17 protein-coding genes are annotated in these 18140 nt (G+C 63.7%); 12 read left to right on the forward strand and 5 right to left on the reverse strand.

The window, feature by feature from the left end:
• Positions 1 to 228: 228 nt before the first annotated feature.
• Positions 229 to 597, reverse strand: coding sequence for a hypothetical protein (locus XH96_RS11940; protein WP_246790060.1), 369 nt, complete (start codon positions 595 to 597; stop codon positions 229 to 231).
• Positions 598 to 890: 293 nt separating this feature from the next.
• Here XH96_RS11940 and bamA point away from each other — a divergent pair, with 293 nt between their 5' ends.
• On the forward strand, positions 891 to 3404 hold the full coding sequence (bamA, locus tag XH96_RS11945; protein ID WP_194392678.1) for an outer membrane protein assembly factor BamA: 2514 nt from the start codon (positions 891 to 893) through the stop codon (positions 3402 to 3404).
• 338 nt (positions 3405 to 3742) lie between these two features.
• On the opposite strand, the gene XH96_RS11950 is transcribed toward bamA, so the two are convergent.
• On the reverse strand, positions 3743 to 4681 hold the full coding sequence (locus XH96_RS11950) for a LysR family transcriptional regulator (protein WP_194392679.1): 939 nt from the start codon (positions 4679 to 4681) through the stop codon (positions 3743 to 3745).
• Positions 4682 to 4891: 210 nt separating this feature from the next.
• Between XH96_RS11950 and XH96_RS11955 the strand changes: the two genes are divergently transcribed.
• The 7 genes from XH96_RS11955 (at position 4892) to XH96_RS11985 (ending at position 11733) form a co-directional block, all read left to right on the forward strand.
• A complete protein-coding gene (locus XH96_RS11955) occupies positions 4892 to 5971 on the forward strand; it encodes an ABC transporter ATP-binding protein (RefSeq protein ID WP_194392680.1) in 1080 nt (359 codons plus the stop codon).
• A gap of 34 nt (positions 5972 to 6005) precedes the next feature.
• Positions 6006 to 6722, forward strand: a complete 717-nt coding sequence (locus XH96_RS11960; RefSeq protein WP_194392681.1) for an HAD family hydrolase — start codon at positions 6006 to 6008, stop codon at positions 6720 to 6722.
• A gap of 16 nt (positions 6723 to 6738) precedes the next feature.
• Complete coding sequence (locus XH96_RS11965; RefSeq protein ID WP_194392682.1) at positions 6739 to 8046, forward strand: FAD-binding oxidoreductase; 1308 nt, start codon at positions 6739 to 6741, stop codon at positions 8044 to 8046.
• Positions 8047 to 8074: 28 nt separating this feature from the next.
• Positions 8075 to 9124, forward strand: a complete 1050-nt coding sequence (locus XH96_RS11970; protein WP_194392683.1) for an ABC transporter substrate-binding protein — start codon at positions 8075 to 8077, stop codon at positions 9122 to 9124.
• A 156-nt stretch (positions 9125 to 9280) separates the two neighbouring features.
• Positions 9281 to 10093, forward strand: coding sequence for an ABC transporter permease (locus XH96_RS11975; RefSeq protein WP_194394111.1), 813 nt, complete (start codon positions 9281 to 9283; stop codon positions 10091 to 10093).
• Positions 10090 to 10875 carry an ABC transporter permease gene (locus XH96_RS11980; protein WP_194392684.1) on the forward strand — a complete coding sequence of 262 codons (786 nt, stop codon included), beginning with the start codon at positions 10090 to 10092 and terminating at the stop codon, positions 10873 to 10875. Before XH96_RS11975 ends, XH96_RS11980 begins: the two co-directional genes overlap by 4 nt.
• Before the next feature lie 486 nt (positions 10876 to 11361).
• Positions 11362 to 11733 carry a hypothetical protein gene (locus XH96_RS11985; RefSeq protein ID WP_194392685.1) on the forward strand — a complete coding sequence of 124 codons (372 nt, stop codon included), beginning with the start codon at positions 11362 to 11364 and terminating at the stop codon, positions 11731 to 11733.
• Between the two features lie 235 nt (positions 11734 to 11968).
• Here XH96_RS11985 and XH96_RS11990 read toward each other — a convergent pair whose 3' ends face one another.
• Positions 11969 to 12331 carry a bacterioferritin-associated ferredoxin gene (locus tag XH96_RS11990; RefSeq protein ID WP_371740059.1) on the reverse strand — a complete coding sequence of 121 codons (363 nt, stop codon included), beginning with the start codon at positions 12329 to 12331 and terminating at the stop codon, positions 11969 to 11971.
• A complete protein-coding gene (locus tag XH96_RS11995) occupies positions 12229 to 13065 on the reverse strand; it encodes a xanthine dehydrogenase (RefSeq protein WP_194392687.1) in 837 nt (278 codons plus the stop codon). The genes XH96_RS11990 and XH96_RS11995 overlap by 103 nt, the downstream gene beginning before the upstream one ends.
• A gap of 316 nt (positions 13066 to 13381) precedes the next feature.
• Here XH96_RS11995 and XH96_RS12000 point away from each other — a divergent pair, with 316 nt between their 5' ends.
• Entirely contained in the window at positions 13382 to 14221 is an 840-nt protein-coding gene (locus XH96_RS12000; RefSeq protein WP_194392688.1) for an SDR family NAD(P)-dependent oxidoreductase, read from the forward strand.
• Here XH96_RS12000 and XH96_RS12005 read toward each other — a convergent pair whose 3' ends face one another.
• Positions 14222 to 14383 carry a hypothetical protein gene (locus XH96_RS12005; protein ID WP_194392689.1) on the reverse strand — a complete coding sequence of 54 codons (162 nt, stop codon included), beginning with the start codon at positions 14381 to 14383 and terminating at the stop codon, positions 14222 to 14224.
• A 93-nt stretch (positions 14384 to 14476) separates the two neighbouring features.
• Between XH96_RS12005 and nifA the strand changes: the two genes are divergently transcribed.
• The 3 genes from nifA (at position 14477) to sufB (ending at position 18118) form a co-directional block, all read left to right on the forward strand.
• Positions 14477 to 16216 carry a nif-specific transcriptional activator NifA gene (nifA, locus tag XH96_RS12010; protein ID WP_194392690.1) on the forward strand — a complete coding sequence of 580 codons (1740 nt, stop codon included), beginning with the start codon at positions 14477 to 14479 and terminating at the stop codon, positions 16214 to 16216.
• A gap of 147 nt (positions 16217 to 16363) precedes the next feature.
• Positions 16364 to 16558: a 4Fe-4S dicluster domain-containing protein gene (locus tag XH96_RS12015; protein WP_194392691.1), complete on the forward strand. Its 195-nt coding sequence runs from the start codon at positions 16364 to 16366 to the stop codon at positions 16556 to 16558.
• Between the two features lie 63 nt (positions 16559 to 16621).
• Positions 16622 to 18118: a Fe-S cluster assembly protein SufB gene (sufB, locus tag XH96_RS12020; RefSeq protein ID WP_194392692.1), complete on the forward strand. Its 1497-nt coding sequence runs from the start codon at positions 16622 to 16624 to the stop codon at positions 18116 to 18118.
• Positions 18119 to 18140: the final 22 nt, after the last annotated feature.

Here is an 18140-nt window from a genome sequence, read left to right on the forward strand (position 1 = left end):
GGCTTCACCTGTATGCTGCTGTGCGGTTTTCTGCGTGTGCTCCATGCGCAGCAGACCGCGGGTGCGAGCTTGTGCCAAACTCGACTCTCTTGCCCCGGACGCAGTTCAACGCTGCTTCAGCGGTGCGCTGCAGAGCCGGAGCCCACGTCGCCGCGCCGTGCCATGTGGCCCTGAGTTTCGCTTCTACGCCACAATGCTGGCGCGTGCGGCTTGTCCGGGACACCAGGATCACCACGAAATCGGAATTCTCTGCGCAAATCCGCCCAGGTCCGAATCCGGATTCAGAGGCTGACGGTCGAGCGGCCGGTTGTTGTTTCCGCGTGCGAACGACATGCCGGGCGGCAAGGCGTAATCGGTGAACTTGCGATCGCCGGGAAGCACTTCGGTCCCGCCATCCAGCCACGACCGCTTGCTCACATAGATGCGCGTATGCGGGCCGGACTGATAGGACTGGTTGGGCCCGTGCGGACCATACTCATAGACGACCTCATGCGTCGTCTGTTGTCGATCGCGCTTGCGGGTGGTTGCGGCATGGGCGGTGAGGGTCGAGGAGAGGAGGACGACCAGCACCGTTCTGGTCATGACAAGCGCGTTCATCGGCAAATGCCCCATGCGAATTCTTGATGTTGTCGCCTCTCGCACCGACTGCCGAGGCTGTAAAGAATTCAGGCGTTGCGGGATGTTGCTACGCGCTTGCCTGGTCGGCCCGTACGAGACCGTCCGCACGTCGGCCGCTGGCCGCGGAAGGCTCGCGCGGTCGTCAGGGCGCCGTATTCGCGCAGCCGACCCGCCAATCAATTTCAACGTCCGGAAACAGTACAGCAATCTCAAAGCCACATCGCGGCCACAGCCGTTTCGTTTCAGAGCAGGAGGTGCTCTTGAGGTGTGGAATGTCGGTGTTGCGGGGCTTGCTGATCGCGGTGGCGATGGGTGTTGTGTCGATTGCGAGTTCAATTCCCGTCGTACTGATGCCGCAGCCGGCGGCCGCGCAGAGCATGGAGACCATCGTGGTCGAAGGCAATCGCCGCGTGGAGGCCGAGACGGTCCGCTCATATTTCAGACCTGGACCCGGCGGTCGCCTCGATCAATCCGCCCTCGATAACGGCCTCAAGGCCTTGATCGGGACAGGCCTGTTCCAGGACGTGAAGATCAGTCAGTCCGGCGACCGCCTCGTGGTGTCGGTGGTGGAAAATGCCGTGATCGGCCGCATTGCGTTCGAGGGCAACAAGAAGATCAAGGACGAGCAACTCTCGGCCGAGATCCAGTCCAAGCCGCGCGGGACCTTCTCGCGGGCGCTGGTACAATCCGACACGCTGCGCATCGCCGAGATCTATCGCCGGTCCGGCCGCTACGACGTGCGCGTCACGCCCGAGGTCATCGAGCAGCCGAACAATCGCGTCGACCTGATCTTCACGATCGAGGAGGGCGCCAAGACCCCGGTCAAGTCCGTCGAGTTCATCGGCAACAGCGCCTTCTCGGCCTCGCGACTGCGCGACATCATCAAGACGCATGAAAGCAATCTGCTCAGCTTTCTCGGCAGCAACGACATCTATGATCCAGACCGCGTCGAGGCCGACCGCGACCTGATCCGCCGCTTCTACCTCAAGAATGGCTTCGCCGACGTCCAGGTCGTCGCCGCGCTCACTGAATACGATCCCGATAAAAAGGGCTTTCTCGTCACCTTCAAGATCGAGGAGGGCGCGCAGTACCGTGTCGGCGCGGTCGACTTCCGCTCGAGCATTCCGAACTTCGATCCAGCCTCTCTACGCGTCTATTCGCGCATCCATGTCGGTTCGCTCTACAACGTCGAATTGGTCGAGAAGTCGACCGAAGACATGCAGATCGAGGCCTCGCGCCGCGGCTATGCCTTTGCCCTGGTCCGTCCCGGCGGCGACCGCAATTTCGAGGCGCGCACCGTCTCCGTCGTGTTCAACGTCGACGAGGGCCCGCGCACCTATATCGAGCGCATCAACCTGCGCGGCAACACCCGTACGCGCGACTACGTGATCCGCCGCGAGTTCGACATCTCGGAAGGCGATGCCTACAACCGCGCGCTGGTCGACCGTGCCGAGCGGCGGCTGAAGAACCTCGACTATTTCAAGAGCGTGAAGATCACGGCCGAGCCTGGCTCATCGAGCGACCGCGTCATCCTGATCGTGGACATGGAAGAGAAGTCGACCGGCGACTTCTCGATCTCGGGCGGTTACTCCACCACCGACGGCGCGCTGGCCGAAGTGTCGGTCTCCGAGCGCAACCTGCTCGGTCGCGGTCTCTACGGCAAGGTCTCGGTCAGCTACGGTCAGTATTCCCGAGGAATATCGCTATCCTTCGTCGAGCCTTATCTGCTCGACTACCGGCTGGCGCTCGGATTTGACACCTACTGGCGCCAGCAATTATCCAACAGCTACACGAGCTACGGCGTGACGACGTTGGGCTTTTCTCCACGCCTGGGCTTTGCGTTGCGCGAGGACCTCTCACTCCAGCTCCGCTACTCGCTCTACCAGCAGAGCATCACGCTCGCCAGCGCTTACAACAACTGCAACAACAACGCATCGAACACGTCGCTGGCCTTCAATCCGACGCCGGCCTACATCAGGAGCGTATTGGGCGGCGTGGACCCGACCAATTCCACGGATTCGGGCGTTTACGGATACGGCTGCTATGGCGACGGTGAGTCGAGCCTGCCGGTCCGGCGCGAGCTGGCGAACGGCGCGACCTGGACGTCGGCGCTCGGCTACACGTTGAACTACAACACGCTCGACAACACCAAGAACCCCACCGACGGCTTGCTGGTCGATTTCAAGCAGGATTTTGCGGGTGTCGGCGGTGACGTCACCTATCTGAAGACGGCGCTGGACACCAAGTACTACACGTCGCTCGTGTCCGATATCGTCAGCGTGATCCATCTCCAGGGCGGTCTCCTCAGCAAGCTCGGCAACCAGGACCTGCGCATGCTCGACCACTTCCAGATGGGACCGAACCTCGTGCGCGGCTTTGCTTCCAACGGCATCGGTCCGCGCGACATCACCTATTGGAGCCTGGGCGGGAGCGGCGATGCGCTCGGCGGCACGAAATACTGGGGCGCATCGATGGAGTTGCAGATGCCGTTCTGGTTCCTGCCCAAGGAAGTCGGCCTGAAGGGCGCGGTCTACGCCGATGCCGGATCGCTCTGGGGCTACCAGGGTCCGACCTCATGGTCGGCCACCGGCGAAGTCAACACCAAGGCGTGCCCGACCTGCGGACTGCAATATGACGACGGCAATCTGGTGCGATCGTCCGTCGGCGTCGGCCTGATCTGGGCCTCGCCGTTCGGGCCACTGCGCTTCGACTATGCCGTGCCGCTGACGAAGGGCAAATACGACACGGTTCAGGAGTTCAGGTTTGGGGGCGGCACTTCGTTCTAGTTGGGCGCTGTGGCCTTGCCGTGCGGGCGCCGGATGATCGCGATCGGCAGCGCCGGAGCACCGGCAGGCGTTCCTCGCGCAGCCTCATACCGCGCTAGCGGGCCCTTAGTTCGTTATCGCGGGCGCTGGACGCCGGTTTTCACTGGACTCGATGATGCTCAGGGAGATCGATGGCCTCGCCGGCGATCAAGCAAGGCTTTGTGGGGCTTCGATCATTTGCCGTGCTCCACCCGCACCTCTCGGAGCGTCAGGTCAATGCCGGACTCCGTCCGGCTCGGTCTCCGACGCGAGGATAAAAACCAGAGCTGTCGAGCCGCAGTACGATCCGCGCGATCGCATCAATAGCACGCAGCCATCGCGCCGAGCTTCGGATAAAGCCGATCGATCGCGGCGATCTCGCTTTTCATCTGCGCGGTGATCCAGTCGCGGATCTCGGCGGCGATCGGGCGCATCGGCCGGTTGCGCGGCGGCAGGAATTCGCAGATGCGGCGCGTGGTGGTGAGTGTGTCGGAGGCCGGCACCAGCGCGCCGGTGAGCAGCCAATGCGAGGTGACCGTCAGCCAGCCGAGCGCAATGCCCTGGCCGAGCAGCGCAGCCTGCACCACGACGGCATAGTCGGTGAAGCTCAGCGCTTTGGCCGCGCCGCGCCGCCCGGTGAGCAGCGAGGCGTAATCCGCGGCCCAGTCGCCCGGCGTCTCGGCGAGACGAATGATGGTGTTGCCTTCCGTTGGATCGGTCTCGCCGAGGTATCCGGGGCTGCACATGGGCAGCATGACTTCCTTCATCACCAAGGTGCCGCCGGATGACGGCTCGTCGCGATCGCGGAAGCGCATGCCGAGATCGACGTTCTCCACCGGTCCGCGTAGCGCACCGGAGATGAGCTGGAAGCGCAGATCGACTTGCGGAAACTGCTTCTGCAGCTTGTCGATGCGCGGCATCAGCCAGTGCGTGGTGAAGGCGGAAGAGACCGACAGCGTCACCGTTTCGGTGCCCTTGCGCCGCCGCTCGATCTCGACGAGCCCGCTCTCGATGCTGCGAAAGCCCTCGAGCACGCGGCGATAGAGCAGCTCGCCTTCCTCGGTGAGCACAGCGCGGCCCGCTGTGCGGTCGAACAGGCGTACGCCGAGATGCTCCTCGAACTGGCCGAGCATCCTGCTCACCGCGGGCTGCGTGACGTTCAACTCGGCCGCCGCCGCGGTGAAGCTGCCGTTGCGCGCTGCGGCGTCGAAGACGAACAGGGCGTTACTGGACGGCAGCATCCGGCGCAACTCAGGCATAACGTCATGTTATAAGGCCCGTAATAATTTGGCAATTGCCGGGTTTTGCCAAGTCTGTTGTCATTGGCATCACAGCCTAAAGACAGGGCTTGCGAGAGAAGGTTAGGTGCACTGCACGCTTCAGCCGTGAGTGCTCAGAAACCCTGTCTATAAAGCAGGCTTATGGCGCGCAGTGAGGCACGCCATTGCAGGGATGGGTGAGGTCGGTCGTTGGACAAGCGAGCGGAAAGCGTCGAGATCAGGTCCGCGAGCAAGGCGTATGGCGCCGTTCGCGCCCTAGACGATGTGTCCCTCGATGTCGGCGCCGGAGAGTTCGTCTCGCTGCTCGGCCCCTCAGGTTCCGGCAAGACCACGCTGCTCGGCATTCTCGGCGGCTTCATCCTGCCATCGTCGGGCTCGATCCATTTCGGCGGCCGCGACGTCACCTACATGCCGCCGCACAAGCGCGACATCGGGGTCGTGTTCCAGAACTACGCGCTGTTCCCGCATATGAGCGTCGGCGAGAACGTCGCCTTTCCGTTGCGCGCGCGGCGGCTGCCCAAGGCGATCTGGCCGGAGAAGGTGCGTGCGTCGCTCGCGATGGTGGGGCTCGCCGGCTATGAGGAGCGCGGCATCGCGCAGCTCTCGGGCGGCCAGCGCCAGCGCGTGGCCTTGGCCCGCGCGATGATCTTCGAGCCGCGCCTGATCCTGATGGACGAGCCGCTCTCCGCGCTCGACAAGCAGCTGCGCGAATCCATGCAGATCGAGCTGCGGGCGCTGCACAAGCGCATCGGTGCCACCATCATCTACGTCACGCATGACCAGCGCGAGGCGCTGACCATGAGCGATCGCGTGGCCGTGATGAAGGACGGCCGGCTGATCCAGATCGACACACCCGAGCTGCTGCACGACCATCCCGCCGATTCCTTCGTGGCTAGCTTCATCGGCGAAGCGACCATGCTCGCGGTCCGCCGCGTCGACGCCACCAGTGTCGCACTCGGCAATGTGCTGCTGCGCAGTGCGCGCGCGCTTCCCGATGGCGACGCCCTGATGCTGGCGGTGCACAGCGAAAAGCTGCTGATCGACGACGGCGCGCAGGATCCCGCCTGCAACCGGCTGACCGGGACGGTCACCGACATCGTCTATCAGGGCGAAAGCCTGCGCATCTTCCTGGCGCTGGAAGGCGGCATCGAGCTCAGCCTGCGCCAGCCGGCCTATCACCAGGCCTACAGCCGGATTCCGCCGCTCGGCGGCGGCCTCACCGTCACCCTCCACCCCGAAGACACCATCGTCGTGCCCCGGGTGGACTGAACCCACGCCCGTTCAACCGAGAGAAGAAACGACCATGTCAACCCCAGCCGCATTCAGCCATTTCAAGGTCCTCACCTTCGACGTCGTCGGCACCTTGATCGATTTCGAGAGTGGCGTCCTCGCCGCTGTGCGCCGGATTTCGGGCAAGACCCCGGCTGAGCTCAGCGACGACCGGATCTTCGAGCCCTACAAGCGCGGCCGCGACAAGCACTATGGGCGCTCGAGCGAGGCAATGTTCCACGTCTATCGCCATCTCGCCCAAGAGCTGGATCTGCCGGCCGATGATGCCGCCTGCGATGCGTTCCAGCTCTCGGTGCTGCGATGGGGCCCCTTCGCCGATTCCGTCGAGGCCCTGAAGCGCCTGCGCACCAAATTCCGCCTGGTCGCGATGACCAACGCCGACCGCGTCGCGCTGTCCGCCTACGCCCATGCACTGGGCGATCCCTTCGACGACACCGTATGTGCCGACGATACCGGTGTCGCCAAGCCCAACCCCGAGTTTTTCGCCTACAACAAGGGGCGGCAGTCCGCCTTCGGCTACAAGCAGTCCGACATATTGCACGTCGCGCAGAGCCAGTATCACGACATCGGAATCGCCCGGAAGCTCGGCTACAAGGTGTGCTGGATCGAGCGCCGCCAGGGAATCGCCGGTTTCGGCGGCACGCCGGCCGTGGAGACGTTGACCCAGCCGGACTTCCATTTCCCGACCTTGAAAGCGCTGGCCGATGCGGCCATCGGGCCAGCGGCGTGAGGACGTGAGTGCGGGCATGACAGGGGAGTGGAACGCGCTGCCATCGGCCAACTCGCTGTGGGCTGCCACGGCGGAGCCGGCGCGCGACTTTCCGGTGCTCGCGAGCGAGCATCAGGCGGACGTGGTGATCATCGGTGCGGGCTACACCGGCCTGTCCGCTGCGCACCACATCGCCCAAAGCGGCCTGTCACCGGTCGTGCTGGAGGCCAACCGTCCCGGCTGGGGCGCGAGCGGGCGCAATGGCGGGGTGATCACCGCGAAATTCCGGTTGTCGTTCCGGCAGATCGACGCCGTGCATGGCCGCGACATGGCGCGGCGCATGTACGAGATCGCGCATGAATCGACCGACATCGTCGAGGAACTCGTCTCCGAATTCGGCATCACCAGCGCGAACCTGACGCGCACCGGCCAGGTCAAGGCCGCGCACAACGAGACGACGCTGCGGGCCGCGATCGACGAGGCCAACTGGATGACGCGCGAGATGGGCTCGGCCGAGGTCCGCATCCTCGACAGCGGTGGCGTGCGCGAGGAGACCGGCTCCGATGTCTTCGTCGGCGGCGTGCTCAACCCAGGCTCCGGTGGCATTCATCCGCTGAATTATCTGCGCGGCCTTGCCGACGGCTTGGCGCGCAGGGGTGTTCCGATCTTCCAGGAATCGCCGGTGATGAAGCTCCGGCGAGATAACGACGGCATCGTCGCCGAGACGCCGCGAGGCGCCGTGCGGGCCAGGCAGGCGATCATCGCTACCAACAGCTATTCCGACCTCACCGGTGCGACGGCGGATCTGCGGCGCACGCTGATCCCGTTCCGCAGCGCCATCATCGCAACCGACAAGCTGCCGCGTAACCTCGCCGGAAAGCTGATGCCGACGGGCCGCACCTACACCGAGACCAAGCGCATGATGCGCTGGTTCCGCATGGTCGACAACCGCGTGATCTTCGGCGGCCGCGGCGCCTTCGGCAAGCGGGACTCGCAGGCCGCCTTCGACGCGCTGCGCAACGCCATGGTCGGCATCTTCCCCGATCTCGCCGACGTTCCGCTCGCCTACACATGGTCCGGACTCGTCGGCATGACGCTGGATTCGGTGCCGCATATCGGCCGACTCGACGACCGCACGCTGTTCTCGGTCGGCTACAACGGCGCCGGCGTCGCGATGTCGAGCCTGATGGGCCGCTATCTCGCCGCCCTCGTGCGCGGCGAGACGCCCGAGCTGGCGCTGCTCGATGCGCGGCGCATGAAAGCGATCCCGTTCTATCCGCTACGCGAGCCGGCCGTCCGCATGGTCGCCGGCTGGTATCAGTTTCTCGACGCGATCGGTCAGTGACATTGTTTTGGCGATGGAGGAGGCGAGTATGATGACGACACGGACTTTTGGACTGGGCTGTGCCGTAGCGGGTGCTATTGCCCTCGGCGGCACGGCGGCGGCTGCTGCCGAGCAGATCACCTTCGTCTCGCAGGGCGGCGCCTATCAGCAGGCGCAGACGGTGGCGATCCTCGATCCCTCCGCCAAGAAGCTCGGCATCACCATCAACCAGGATTCCATTCCCGATGCCTGGCCGGCGATCAAGACCCAAGTCGGCAGCGGCAAGCCGATCTGGGACGTGGTCGACACGCCAACCGGCTATTGCCTGCGCGGTGGCGAGCAGGGGCTGATCGAGAAGCTCGACTTCTCCAGGATACCGAATGCGGCGGCGATGCCGGAAGCCTATCGTAGCCCCTATTCGATCTCCTACGAATTCTATTCGAGCGTGCTGGCCTACAGCCAGAAGACCTTCCCGAAGGACGCGCCGAACAGCTGGGCCGATTTCTGGAACGTCAAGAAATTCCCAGGCCGCCGGGCGCTGCGCAACCACCCGATCGCCACGCTCGAGGCGGCGCTGATGGCCGACGGCGTCGCGCCGGACAAGCTCTATCCGCTCGACGTCGACCGCGCCTTCAAGAAACTCGAGGAGATCAAGCCGCACATCACGGTGTGGTGGACCTCGGGCGCGCAGTCGGCGCAGCTGCTCAACGATGGCGAGGTCGATATCGAGATGGCTTGGAACGGCCGCGTCAGCGCGCTCGCCAAGGAAGGCGCCAAGGTCGCTTTCACCTACAATCAGGGCATCTTGCAGAGCACCTCGCTCTGCATCCTCAAGGGCGCACCGAACCTCGACACGGCCGTGAAATTCCTCAACGAGGCCGTCGATCCCGTGCATCAGGCCAATCTGCCGCTCCACATCGATTACGGCCCGGGCAATCCCAAGGCGTTCGAGACCGGCGTGATCAAGCCGGAACGCGCCGCGCAATTGCCGAGCGAGCCCGCGAATGCGGCCAAGCAGGCGCTGATGTCCTACGCCTGGTGGTCCTCGCCGGCCGGTGAAGCCGCCGAGAAGCGCTGGGCGTCGTTCCTGCAGAAGTAGGTCGAGCGAAGAAATGAGCCGGAGGAGCATCGGCACCGATTCTCCTTTGCCTCTCCCGCCTGTGGGAGAGGTGCAGCAACCGAGAGCAGCGAGGCCGCGTTGAAGAGATCAGTGTCCGATCCATCGGAGCAGCATCGGCGCCGCGAGAACGGGCTGATGCTGGCGCTGGTGTCGCCGGCGCTGCTCGTGATCCTGCTCCTGATCGTGCTGCCGGTCGGCTGGCTGGTCTGGCAATCGGTCTACCAGGACGGCTTCACGCTGGAACATTACCGCCGCGTCTTCACCGAGGCCATCTACTGGCGCAGCTTCGCGCTGACCTTCGAGATCAGCCTCGCGGTGACCGTCATCGCGCTGCTGCTCGGCTATCCCGTGGCGTATCTCGCCAACTCCGTGCCGAAGGGATGGAGCATCCTGATCCTGTCGCTGGTCGTGCTGCCGTTCTGGACCAGCGTGCTGGTCCGCGCCTATGCCTGGCTGGCACTGCTGCAGCGGTCCGGCGTGATCAACCAGCTCCTGCGCTATCTCGACGTCATCAGCGAACCGCTCGCGCTGGTCCACAACACGTTCGGCACGGTCGTCGCAACCGTACACATTCTGCTGCCGTTCATGGTGCTGCCGCTCTACGCCACCATGCAGAAGATCCCCGGCGATCTGATGCAGGCCGGCGCCAGCCTCGGCGCGAGCCCGGCGCTGACCTTCGTGCGGGTCTTCCTGCCGCTGTCGCTGCCGGGTGTACTTGCGGGCTGCACCATGGTGTTCGTGCTCTGCCTCGGCTTCTACATCACGCCGGAGCTGCTCGGCGGCGGCCGCACGGTGATGGTGTCGATGCTGGTCAGCCGAAATGTCGAGCTCTACAACCAGTTCGGCGCTGCAAGTGCCGTGGCCGTGGTGCTGCTTCTGGGCGTGCTCTTGATCTTCGCCGTCGTCAGCCGCTTCGTCGCGCTCGATCGCATCCTGGGGCAGAAATGACGCGTCTCTCGCCCGCACGGATTGCGCTCTATGTGGTCTGCGCCCTGGTGCTGGTCTATCTGATCCTGCCGGTCCTGATCATCGCGCCCATCTCGTTCTCCAGCGCGCGGTTCCTGACCTTCCCGCCACCCTCGTTCTCGCTGCGCTGGTATCTGCAATATTTCGCCAGTCCCGCCTGGATGCAGGCGACGCGGGTGACGCTCACGCTCGCACTTCTGACGGTGCTGATTGCCACGCCGCTCGGCGTCGCCGCCGCCTATGCTATCAGCCAGTCGAAGCTGCGCATCATGCGCATCATCCATCTGGCGCTGCTGCTGCCGCTGGTGGTGCCGATCATCATCATCGCGGTCGGGATCTTCTTCATCTACGCCAGGGTCGGCCTCGTGGCGACCATGCCGGGCCTGGTGCTGGCGAACGTGATGCTCGGCCTGCCCTACGTCGTCATCTCGGTTCTGGCGGGCCTGCAGAGCTTCGATCCGGCGCAGGAGATGGTGGCGCGCAGCCTCGGCATGAACCGGCTGCGCAGCTTCTTCGCGGTGACCTTGCCGCAGATCAAGTCCAGCGTGATCGCCGGCGGCGTCTTCGCCTTCATCTCGGCGATGGACGAGACCATCGTCGCCTTGTTTATCTCCGGTGGCCAGTACCAGCCGCTGACCAAGCGCATGTTCACGGCGCTGCGCGACGAGATCGACCCGACCATCGCTGCGATCTCGACGCTGATGACGGCGGCGTCCTTCATGCTGGTGCTGCTGGCGAGCGCGCGGCAGCGGAGGAATTCCTGAGGCCCCCAGCGATCGAGGGAACGCAGTAAGTGATCGCGACGATGGAAGCAGCATCCCGCGACTGAACGAGAAATCGATCCACCCGATTGATGGAGCGCGCAGACCCGACCGTGCGGGAATCTGTTCGAACAAGGCTCCGCACCGGAATCATCATACGGCCGAGATGTGGGAAGCGCCGCGATCTGACACACGCTGGCGTTGATCTGGATCAACGCAAGCTCTTGACCGGCGTGGCTTCCTTGCGAACGGACGTTTACCGAACATGCCGGAGAACCTTTGCATGTATCAGATTGCGTCGCGTGTCTTTGCTCTTGCTGCCACTGGTTTCGCGACACAGGTCACGGCGATCGCCCCGCCGCGGCCCTTTCCGCTGCAAGAGACTGTCGTGGTGCGGCAGGACCTATTCGATCGTACCGATCCGAACAGTATGTTCAACTGGCCGAGCCCGCCCGCGCAGTCAGGGCAGTATTGGGAGCGGAGACAGACATGAATGCGACCATATTTTCGCTTGCGCTGCTGGCGAGCCCGTCCTTGGTAGAGGTCTCGGATAAAGTTCCGGAGCTGAAAGTCGAAGCTTTGTGCAAAGCGACGTCCGAGACGGACAAGGCGATGGGATTGGCACTGCCGCAGAGCTTTTCGGACTGCATGCGCGACGAGACCACGGCGCAGCAGCAGCTCGGCGAGATCTGGACAACGACGAAGCTCACCGTCCGCGACGTATGCGAGGGCGAAGCGACAAGCGGCGGGAGCCAAAGCTACGTCGATCTACTCACCTGCATCCAGATGACGGGCGTTGCACCTGCGACAACGGCGACGCCCGCGCTCAGAGGCGCGAGCAAGAACCGAAGCAGGCAATAGGAAGCCATGCCTGGCGCGCGCGGCCGGATTGGTTCTGTCCAGCCAATCGGCTCTGGGTCAATGCTTTCCACCTTGCTGGAGTTCACCAGACGGCCTGGTGATTCAGTTCGACAACGGGACGATCTGGCAGTGCGACATTCCGCCGGCCCTGCCGGCTCCACGCCGGCTGTGAGGGTACAGATTCATCCTCATCGCATCGCGCCTTAGTGGTCTGGCGCCTCTTGCGCATACCTGATCATGGCGCCGGGGGGCTGCTCAGCGAACGCAGCCGGGCTTCCGCAAGTCCAGGAGCGGGATCGCCCGTCAGTGCGTTCCCGTGTACGCAGCGCGGCGGCTGTTCCTCAAGGATCCGCCGTACGGATTGGGAGCATCGCCCGCACCTGACAGTGCAACCCAGGCAGTCATACACCTGCGCAGCCGAAAAGAGTTCGTCGTCGGTCGAGCCGACCGCACCCCTGATGTCGTGATCGCTGATGATGTTGCAGGAGCAGACGATCATGCCGGATTCCGTTGCGTGATGCGATGTGCGGTGTGAAGCTTGACGGCGGCGGTTGTTGCATTGGCAATGGCGCGCCCGCGCTGATCCGTTCCGGTCCATTGGGCGTGCCGTCCGCGCGGATCGATCTCCAGCAGCTTGACGCCGGCCGGAACTTCGCTGCCGTCGCGGGCGATGCCGCGCAGGATTCCGTCGCGCGGCGCGAGCACGGGAATGCCGGAGAGATGGCCGAGCACGAGATCCCGGTAGACGCGGGTGCCGATCTCGACCGGCGTGTGCCAGCGTCCCGCGAACGGCGAATAGACGAAGCGTTCCGCGCCGACATCACCCAGTGAACTCGCAACGCCATCGGCAGCGTCGGTCCAGCGTGCATCGGTGACAGGTCCGATCTTCCCTGGCCGGGTTTCCACCGCGATGTCGCAATTGGAGTTCGATGAGAAGCCGGGGCCCAGCCCGATCGCGAGCCGGCCGAGTCGCCTGAGGTCGGGCGTGATCCGGCGCTTCTGCAGACGCGCATCGATCAGAAGGTCAATGTGGCGGACCGGAAGCAGATCGAGCAGGCCGAGCCATGTAACCAGGATTTGGGCCGGCCGACGGAGCGCCTGATGGACCTGCATGCCGTCGTCGACTCGCTCGGCGACAATGTCCTCAAGCTGCACGGTGTCCGTGAAGAGCGCGTCATGAAAGGCCATCTTGCGCCGGATCACCGGCGGATCCGGATCGTGTGACATCACGACGCAATATCCGGCGCGCACGAGTTGGATGCCGATCGCGGATGCGATCTCATTGGTGCCGAGGATGACGGCAAAGAGTCGATGGTGGTTCGGCTGGGGCATTTGAAACCACGTTTGCGGAGTAAGCGCAGCGAGATGTGATCAAGTTTGGAACAAGAAGAGCAAGAGCCGGGCCATTTGGAATGATTGAAAAACAGCTCTCAACCGCTGGCCAGCACTCGGAAAGGAGGTTTGCGCCGTGACGGCGCCGCTTGGTTCGAAAGCCCACGCGTGCATGTCGCAAATCTGGCAGCGTGTCGCGAAGCCGACATTCAGCCTTGAAAATCACAGCGATCCGGCGTTGGAGCGTGGCCCAAATCCTGCAAAGTTGCTCCCGTTGTCATTGTCTGCGTCCGTCCGGACGCGGCGAGGAGTTGACATGACGCTCGATCTTTTGGATCGCGATGGTGCCCCTTCGAGTACTTCGGCACCCGACGTCGCACTGTGTCCGTTTCACGGCGACAAGTCGAGGGCACAACATGGCGAGCGCAAAACGCTCGTTCTGACCGGCGCGTCCCGCGGCATCGGCCATGCGACGGGAAAGCTGTTTTCGGAGGCCGGCTGGCGGATCATCACCTGTTCCCGGCAACCGTTCGACGGTGAACGGTGCCCCTGGGATTCAGGGACGGACAACCATGTGCAGGTGGAACTGAGCGACCATCGCGCGCTGCCGCGGGCAGTCGCCGGAATCAAGGAGCGGCTCAACGGCGGGCCGCTGCATGCACTGATCAACAATGCCGGTATTTCGCCCAAGGCGGATGATGGCACCCGGCTGAACTCGTTGACGACGCCGGTCGAGACCTGGATGAGCGTGTTCCACGTCAATCTGCTCGCGCCGGTCCTGTTCGCGCAGGGCCTCGTCGACGAGCTGAAGCTGGCCGCAGGCGCGATCGTCAATGTCACCTCGATCGTGGGCTCCCGGGTGCATCCGTTTGCCGGCACCGCCTATGCGACGTCGAAGGCTGCGCTTGCGTGCCTGACCCGCGAGATGGCGCACGACTATGCGCCGTTCGGAATTCGCGTGAACGCGATCGCGCCCGGCGAGATCAAGACCGACATCCTGTCGCCGGAGACCGAGGCACAACTTGCGCCGATCATTCCGATGCATCGCGTCGGCACGCCGGACGAGGTCGCGAAAGTGATCTTCTTCCTCTGCTCGGAGGCGGCCAGCTACGTCACAGGTGCGGAAGTACCGATCAACGGAGGGCAGCACGTGTAATCAGGCGGCAGCGGCCCGCCACGGAAAAAGTTTCGCGGATTTGCGCTGGATCAATGCGGAGATCTCGATCTCGAGCGTGTCGCGCATCGCGATGGTAAATTCCGTGAAACGGATGACAAAGCGTGCAAGTGCGACGGAATCTTTTTGCAGCAATGCCGACAAGTTGAGCGCGACTCTCGACACGACATGAATGAGAATAAGACAAATTCCAGAGAACGCGGCCGGGAGGATCTAACGGGCAACGGAGATTCCGTCATGCTGAATGCTGCTCCCTTGGTTGAACGACACAGGGCCGAACAGACGGCACCCATCGTACCGATCAGTGAGATCGCGCTGACCGGCATCTTCGAAATCTCAAAGATACTGACGGCGCCGACTCGGCTGGAGACGACGCTCGCGAACGTCGTCAATCTTCTGCAGTCCTTTCTCCAGATGCGCCATGGCGTGGTCGCGCTGCTCGCGGACGACGGCATTCCCGACCTCGCGGTCGGGGCCGGATGGAGCGAAGGCAGTGACGAACGCTATCGCGGGCGGTTGCCGCAGAAGGCCGTTGATCAGATCGTCGCGACCGCGATGCCGCTGGTCGCAGAAAACATTGCCACCCATCCCGCCTTCAGCCCGGCGGACGTAGAGACCCTCGGAGCCTCTGAGACGATCCGCGTGTCTTTCATCGGCGTCCCGATCCGCATCGATGCCAAGGTCGTGGGCACCCTGACGGTCGACAGGGTCTGGGACGAGCGATCGCTGTACCGGCTCGATTCCGACGTGCGTTTGCTGACGATGGTTGCCAATCTCGTCGGCCAGACCGTGAAGCTGCATCGGATCGTCGCGCAGGATCGCGAACGGCTGATGCATGAGAGCTACCGCCTCCAGAAGGAGCTATCCGAGCTCAAGCCGGCGCGCGATCGCCGCAAGGTTCACGTCGAAGGCATCATCGGCGACAGTCCGGCGCTGCGCGGGCTGCTGGAGAAGATCGCGGTCGTGGCCAAATCGAACTCGACCGTGCTGCTGCGGGGTGAATCCGGCACCGGCAAGGAGCTGATCGCGAAGGCCATTCACGAGCTTTCGCCGCGGGCCAAGCGTCCGTTCATCAAGATCAACTGCGCGGCTCTGCCGGAATCGGTGCTGGAGTCCGAGTTGTTCGGCCATGAGAAAGGCGCCTTCACCGGCGCGCTCAATTCACGGAAGGGCAGGTTCGAGCTGGCCGACAAGGGCACCCTGTTCCTGGACGAGATCGGCGAGATATCCGCCTCGTTCCAGGCCAAGCTCCTGCGCGTGCTCCAGGAGCAGGAGTTCGAGCGCGTCGGCGGCAACCAGACCATCAAGGTCGATGTTCGCGTCATCGCAGCGACCAACCGCAACCTGGAAGAAGCCGTCGCCCGCAACGAATTTCGCGCCGACCTCTATTACCGGATCAGTGTGGTCCCGATGATGCTGCCGCCCCTGCGCGAGCGGCGCAGCGACATTCCGTTGCTGGCCAACGAGTTCCTGAAGAACTTCAACAGCGAGAATGGCCGTGCGCTGTCCTTCGATCGGCATGCGATCGAGGTTCTGATGAGCTGTGGGTTTCCGGGCAACGTGCGGGAGCTGGAGAATTGCGTGCAGCGTACGGCGACGCTGGCGCCGGGCCCGGAGATCGTCAGGAACGATTTCGCGTGCTGTCACAGCCAGTGCCTGTCGGCCATGTTGTGGAACGGTGCATCCGAGGGCGTGCCGCAGCGCTCGTTGCCCATCGTGCCGCTCTCGGTCCTTCCGGCTTCCGCTGCGCGCGAGAGAGGCGCCAGCACCCCTCCGTCAGCCGTTGAGCCGGTGGCGCCGACGGCGAGCGCTTCCAGCCTGTTGTCGACCGGGAGCGTGGCCGAGCGTGAGAGCGTCATCGCGGCCATGGAGAAGTCAGGTTGGGTCCAGGCCAAGGCCGCACGCCTGCTCGGCCTGACGCCGCGGCAGATCGGCTACGCGCTGAAGAAGCACGGCATCGAGGTCAAGCGGCTCTGACGGCGACTGTCGCAGATGCGACATGCTGTCGGGGCCACGACAACCGGCTTCGCGCAAGATTACGCTTGAATTTCAGACCTTTCAGGGTTGGCACGGCGCTTGAAAGAAGGTGTCCGACGGCATCGTCTGCTCAAGGAGTCGGAACACATGTCTTACAAGATTGTCGCCTCGCAATGCACGGTTTGCGGCGCATGTGAGTTCGAGTGCCCGAACGCGGCGATCAGCCTCAAGCGCGACATGTATGTCATCGATCCCAAGAAGTGCACGGAGTGTGAAGGGAGTTTCGACACGCCGCAATGCGCGGCCGTCTGTCCGGTGCCCGACACCTGTATTCCGGCCTGAGGCACCTCCATGGCGCGGTCGAGGCTGGCGGACTGGAAATCTCACTCGCGGACGGAGCGGTAGATGGCGGCGGTTCAGGAAACCATCGAACAGGTTCGCGGCATCGACGTCGACCAGTATCGTTATGGGTTTGAGACCCTGATCGAGTCCGACAAGGCCCCCAAGGGTCTGTCGGAAGAAACCGTCAAGTTCATCTCGGAGAAGAAGAACGAGCCCGCCTGGATGCTGCAATGGCGGCTGGAGGCCTATCGGCGCTGGCTGACCATGACGGAGCCGACCTGGGCCCGCGTCGACTATCCCAGGATCGACTTCCAGGACCTCTATTACTACGCGGCGCCGAAGCCGAAGAAGACCGTGTCCTCGCTCGACGAGATCGATCCGGAGATCCTGAAGACCTACGAGAAGCTCGGCATCCCCCTGCGGGAAGTCGCCATGCTCGAAGGCGTCGAGCCCAAGCCCGGCGAGGAAGACCCGGCCCGCCGCAAGATCGCGGTCGATGCCGTGTTCGATTCGGTCTCGGTTGCAACCACGTTCAAGGCCGAGCTGAAGAAGGCCGGCGTGATCTTCATGCCGATCTCGGAGGCGATCCGCGAGCACCCTGAACTGGTGCAGAAATATCTGGGCTCGGTGGTTCCGACCTCGGACAATTTCTACGCGACGCTGAATTCGGCGGTGTTCTCCGACGGCTCGTTCGTCTACGTGCCGCCGGGGGTGCGCTGCCCGATGGAACTGTCGACCTATTTCCGCATCAACGAGCGCAACACCGGCCAGTTCGAGCGCACGCTGATCATCGCCGACAAGGGCGCCTACGTCTCCTATCTCGAAGGCTGCACCGCGCCGCAGCGCGACGAGAACCAGCTGCATGCCGCCGTGGTCGAGCTCGTCGCGCTCGACGATGCCGAAATCAAATATTCGACGGTGCAGAACTGGTATCCCGGCAATTCGGAAGGCAAGGGCGGCATCTACAATTTCGTCACCAAGCGTGGCGATTGCCGCGGCGCCAATTCCAAGATCTCCTGGACCCAGGTCGAGACCGGCTCCGCCATTACCTGGAAATATCCGAGCTGCATCCTGCGCGGCGACAATTCCCGCGGCGAATTCTACTCGATCGCGATCTCGAACGGCTATCAGCAGGTCGATAGCGGCACCAAGATGATCCATCTCGGCAAGAACACGACGAGCCGGATCATCTCCAAGGGCATCGCCGCCGGCAAGTCGCAGAACACCTATCGCGGCCTCGTCACCGCGCACCGCAAGGCGCTAGGGGCGCGCAACTTCACGGCCTGCGATTCGCTGCTGATCGGCGACAAATGCGGCGCGCACACCGTGCCGTACATCGAGGCGAAGAACTCCTCGGCGACGTTCGAGCACGAGGCGACGACCTCGAAGATCTCCGAGGACGTGCTGTTCTACTGCATCCAGCGCGGGCTCAGCCAGGAGGAGGCGGTCGGCCTCGTCGTCAACGGCTTCGTCAAGGACGTGCTGCAGCAGCTGCCGATGGAATTCGCGGTGGAAGCGCAGAAGCTGATCTCGATCTCGCTCGAAGGGAGCGTCGGATGACTGTCTTTAGACCTACCAGGCA

This window comes from Bradyrhizobium sp. CCBAU 51765 (assembly GCF_015291725.1).
In the GTDB taxonomy this organism is placed as follows: domain Bacteria; phylum Pseudomonadota; class Alphaproteobacteria; order Rhizobiales; family Xanthobacteraceae; genus Bradyrhizobium; species Bradyrhizobium liaoningense.